A 4,716-nucleotide genomic window follows, 5' to 3' on the forward strand; every position below is an offset into this window, starting at 1 on the left:
GAGTGCCGCATCCGTACTGTCAGGCATCCAGATTCCGCCTGAAGGTAACTCGATCTCAGCACGGGCAAGGGTCACCTGGGTTTTCAAATCGGTGGAGAAGCCGGTTGCGTGACGGGCGCGACCGAAGTCGGCGCCGATGTCGTCGTAACGACCGCCCTGGGCAATGGACTGGCCAACACCCGGGACGAACACCGCGAACACCACACCGGTGTGGTAGTGATAGCCGCGCAGCTCGCCCAGATCGAAGTAAAGCGGTAATTCAGGGAAACGCGTGGACAATCGGTCGGCAATCGCCAACACGTCTTCCAGCGCCGCCAGTACCGGCGCTGGCGCATTGGCCAGACGCTCACGGGCAGCGCTCAATACTTCACGACCGCCACACAGATCGACCAACGCGCGCAGCATGCCCGACAGATCGGCAGGCAAGCCTTCGGTCAAGGTAATGACCTCGTCGATGGCTTTGCGTTGCAATGCATCGAACAACTGTTGCTCGACTTCACCGGACAAACCGGCGGCGCGGGCCAGGCCGCGGTAGATGCCAACATGGCCGAGATCCATGTGCACGTCCGGCACATCGGCCAGTTGCAGCATGGCCAGCATCAGGCTGATAACTTCGACGTCGCTGCTCGGGCTGGCATCGCCGTACAACTCGGCGCCCAACTGGATCGGGCTGCGCGACGACGACAAGGCGCGCGGCTGAGCATGCAGCACGCTGCCGGCATAGCACAGGCGGCTCGGACCTTCACGGCGCAGGGTGTGCGCATCGATGCGCGCCACTTGCGGCGTGATGTCGGCACGGAAACCCATCTGCCGGCCCGATTGCGGGTCGATGACCTTGAAGGTACGCAGATCCAGGTCCTGGCCCGCGCCGGTCAGCAGGGATTCCAGGTACTCGATATGGGGAGTCACGACAAACTCGTAACCCCAGCTCTGGAACAGATCCAACACCTGGCGGCGCGCTACTTCAATGCGCGCTGCCTCCGGTGGCAGTACTTCTTCGATGCCATCTGGCAGCAGCCAGCGGTCTACCGTTGCCATTACGCCATTCCCCTATGATCCGGGCGGCCAGCCGTTGGGCGAGCCTTGAGTGAAGCAGAAAATGTCCGGCCCATGCGCAAAGCACGCGCATGAACGACGTGGCGAAAAGCCTGAAACCGGCTTCGCCAATCACTTTCCTCGAAAAACCTGTCGAGTCATTCAACTCGGGCGCCTGCGTGAAAACCACAATCAAACGTGCAGACGCAAAAAAGCCGGGAATTTCCCGGCTGCCGCATCATACACACGTTTTCCCAAAGGATCACCCCGCCCGAGGTTTTAGCCGCCGGGCGGGGGATGATTCAGGTCAACGCAGTATCAAGGCTTGGCTTTTTCCAGGTAACGGAAGAAGTCGCTGCTTGGGTCGAGGACCATGACGTCGGTTTTGTTCGCGAAGCTTTCACGGTAGGCGCGCAGGCTACGGTAGAAACCGTAGAACTCCTGATCCTGGCCGTAGGCCTTGGAGTAGATCGCAGCTGCCTGGGCGTCACCATCACCGCGAACCTCTTCGGATTCACGATAGGCTTCGGCCAGCAACACGCGGCGTTGACGATCGGCGTCGGCACGGATGCCTTCGGCCAGCTCGTTACCCTTGGCGCGGTGCTCGCGAGCTTCACGCTCACGCTCGGTGCTCATACGTTCGAACACGCTGCGGTTCACTTCTTTCGGCAGGTCGATGGCCTTGACCCGAACATCGACAACTTCGATGCCCAGCTCTTTTTCCGCCATCTTGTTCAGCGAAGCGGTGATGTCCGCCATCAACGCGTCACGTTCACCGGAAACCACTTCGTGCAGGGTGCGCTTACCAAACTGGTCACGCAGGCCCGATTCCAGACGACGGGACAGACGCTCGTCGGCAATCTGCTTGAGGCCGGAAGTTGCGGTGTAGAAGCGCTCGGCATCTTTCACGCGCCACTTGGCGAAGGCATCGACCATGACGGCTTTCTTTTCCAGCGTCAGGAAGCGTTGTGTCGGTGCATCCAGCGTCATCAGGCGTGCGTCGAATTTGCGCACCTGGTTAACGTAAGGCACTTTCACATGTAGGCCCGGCTGAACATCAGTCTGGACCACGCGACCGAACTGCAGCATCACCGCACGCTCGGTCTGAGCCACGATGTAGAAGCAGTTCCAGGCTGCGATCGCCACGACGACGCCGACAATAAGGGCGATCAGCGATTTATTGCTCATCAGCGACTCTCCCTGGTACGTGCTTGCTGTTGCTGCAGATCTGCTGCCGCACGCGCATTCGCTTCATTGCTGCTGGCTGCCGCGCCCGTTACCGGTGCGCTGGTGCTGCGGCCACTGTCGATCATCTTGTCCAGCGGCAAGTACAGCAGATTGCTCTGGCCGTTCTTGTTGCCGGTCACGAGAACCTTGCTGGTGTTGGTGAAGACTTCCTGCATGGTGTCCAGGTACAGACGCTCACGAGTCACTTCAGGGGCCTTGCGGTATTCAGCGACCAGTTTGGTAAAGCGATCCGCTTCACCTTTGGCGCGCGATACCGTTTCGTCACGGTAGCCATTGGCATCTTCAAGGATGCGCTGGGCCTGACCACGGGCTTCCGGCACGACGCCGTTGGCGTAGGTTTCAGCCTGGTTGCGCGAACGCTGCTCGTCTTCACGGGCGCGGATCACGTCATCGAAGGCTTCCTGGACTTCACGCGGTGCGGCTGCGTTCTGTACGTTGACCTGGGTAACGGTGATACCGGTGCGATAGGTGTCGAGGAAACGTTGCAGACGCTCCTTGATTTCGCTGGCCATCAACTCACGACCTTCGGTCAGGACCTGGTCCATGGCGGTGGAACCCACCACATGGCGCAAGGCGCTGTCGGTCGCTTGCTGCAGGCTGATTTCCGGCTGATCGACGTTCAGCACGAAATCCTGCAGGTTGCTGATCTTGTACTGCACGGTCAGCGGCACTTCGACGATGTTCTCGTCTTCGGTCAGCATCTGGCCCTGCTTGGTGTACGAACGCTCACGCGTCACGTTCTCCATGTACTTTTTATCGATCGGCGGGAAATAGATGTTCAGGCCCGGGCCGACCGTTTCGTAGTACTTGCCGAAGCGCAGCACAACGGCTTGCTCCTGCTCGTCGACCACGTAGACCGCGCTGTACAGCCACACGGCCGCCAGCACGACCAGGCCGATGCCGAGCAGGCCGCCGAAGCCGCCACTCTTGCCCGAACCTCCGCCGTCGTCACCGCGTTTCTTTCCACCACCGAACAACCCGTTCAGGCTTTCCTGCAGCTTTCGGAAGGCCTCGTCGAGATCCGGTGGTCCCTTGCGGTCGCCGTTATTGCGGCGCTTGCCACCCCAAGGATCCTGATTATTCGAGTTGCCACCCGGCTCATTCCAAGCCATAGCGCTCTCCATCTGATAAAGCAAAGACGCACCCACGGCGCGCCGACCAATGCTACAGAATGCCTGTCACCACGGCACAACCGCTTTCTCAGGCTTTTATTGCAAAGTGTGTTGCTCGATGAAATCCATCGGTTGCAGGCCTTCGCGGCTCACCAGTCGATTCAACTCGACCCGTGGCAAGCGAACGGCCAGCAGGCAGATGCCTTCTTCGTCGTGTTCTTCTTTCTGCACCGCACCAAGCTCGAAAAACTGCGCACGCAGTCGAGCAAAACGCTGCGGCAAGCGCAAGGTCCCCACAAACAAATCACCGCCCAGCAACTCGGCAATGGCTTGTTCAAGCAATTCCAGACCACTGCCATCACGCGCCGACAGCCAGACCCGTTGGGGCTTGCCGTTTTCGTCGCGCTGGATTTGTGGCTCAACGCCTTCAAGCAAATCGAGTTTGTTATAGACCTCGAGTATCGGCAAGTCCTGGGCACCGATCTCGCCCAGCACCACCATCACCTGCTCGATCTGCAACATGCGATCCGGTTCGGCCGCATCGATCACGTGCAACAGCAGGTCCGAGTTGCTCGACTCTTCGAGCGTAGACCGAAATGCCTCGACCAGTTTGTGCGGCAAGTGGCGTATGAAACCCACCGTGTCGGCCAGGACAATCGGCCCCAGGTCGTCCAGTTCCAGACGGCGCAAGGTCGGGTCCAGCGTGGCAAACAACTGGTCAGCCGCGTACACGTCGGATTTCGTCACGTTATTGAAGAGCGTGGATTTGCCGGCGTTGGTATAGCCCACCAGAGACACGGTAGGAATATCCGCACGTGTACGGCCGCGTCGCGACTGTTCGCGCTGACTGCGCACTTTCTCGAGTCGGCCCTTGATCTGTCGCAGGCGAACCCGCAGCAAACGGCGGTCGGTTTCAAGCTGTGTTTCACCCGGGCCGCGCATACCGATACCACCACCCTGACGCTCAAGGTGAGTCCAGCCACGAACCAGCCGGGTGCTCATGTGGTCAAGCTGGGCCAGTTCGACCTGGAGCTTGCCTTCATGGGTACGGGCGCGCTGGGCGAAAATATCGAGAATCAGACCGGTACGGTCAATCACGCGACACTCGAAAACACGTTCGAGGTTACGTTCCTGACTGGGCGTGAGGATGTGATTGAAGATGACCAGATCGGCCTTCTCGGCATGGACCAGGTCGCGCAGCTCCTCGACCTTGCCGCTGCCAATCAGGAATTTGGCGGTTGGCCGATGACGCGGCACGTTAAAAAACGCAACGGTCTCGGCGCCGGCCGAATTAGCCAATTCCTGAAACTCCTGCGGATCT

At 59.8% G+C, this 4,716-nt stretch carries 4 protein-coding genes; all 4 read right to left on the minus strand.

What is annotated here, in order from left to right:
* A partial coding sequence (locus ACIOYV_RS29875; RefSeq protein ID WP_401329624.1) for an ATP phosphoribosyltransferase regulatory subunit occupies positions 1-1,038 on the minus strand: 1,038 nt, incomplete at its 3' end.
* Positions 1,039-1,353: 315 nt separating this feature from the next.
* Positions 1,354-2,223, minus strand: coding sequence for a protease modulator HflC (gene hflC / locus ACIOYV_RS29880; protein ID WP_054053366.1), 870 nt, complete (start codon positions 2,221-2,223; stop codon positions 1,354-1,356).
* Positions 2,223-3,395: an FtsH protease activity modulator HflK gene (gene hflK / locus ACIOYV_RS29885; protein WP_054053363.1), complete on the minus strand. Its 1,173-nt coding sequence runs from the start codon at positions 3,393-3,395 to the stop codon at positions 2,223-2,225. The genes hflC and hflK overlap by 1 nt, the downstream gene beginning before the upstream one ends.
* 96 nt (positions 3,396-3,491) lie before the next feature.
* The coding region (gene hflX, locus ACIOYV_RS29890; RefSeq protein ID WP_401329629.1) for a ribosome rescue GTPase HflX at positions 3,492-4,716 on the minus strand (1,225 nt) is incomplete at its 5' end.

It is taken from the genome of Pseudomonas sp. NPDC087342, assembly GCF_044744265.1.
Taxonomy (GTDB): Bacteria; Pseudomonadota; Gammaproteobacteria; order Pseudomonadales; family Pseudomonadaceae; genus Aquipseudomonas; species Aquipseudomonas nunensis.

Bases quoted from the DNA above. Each gene is read 5' to 3' on its own strand.
- hflC (WP_054053366.1), bottom strand. From the start codon at position 2,223: ATGAGCAATAAATCGCTGATCGCCCTTATTGTCGGCGTCGTCGTGGCG.
- hflK (WP_054053363.1), bottom strand. From the start codon at position 3,395: ATGGCTTGGAATGAGCCGGGTGGCAACTCGAATAATCAGGATCCTTGG.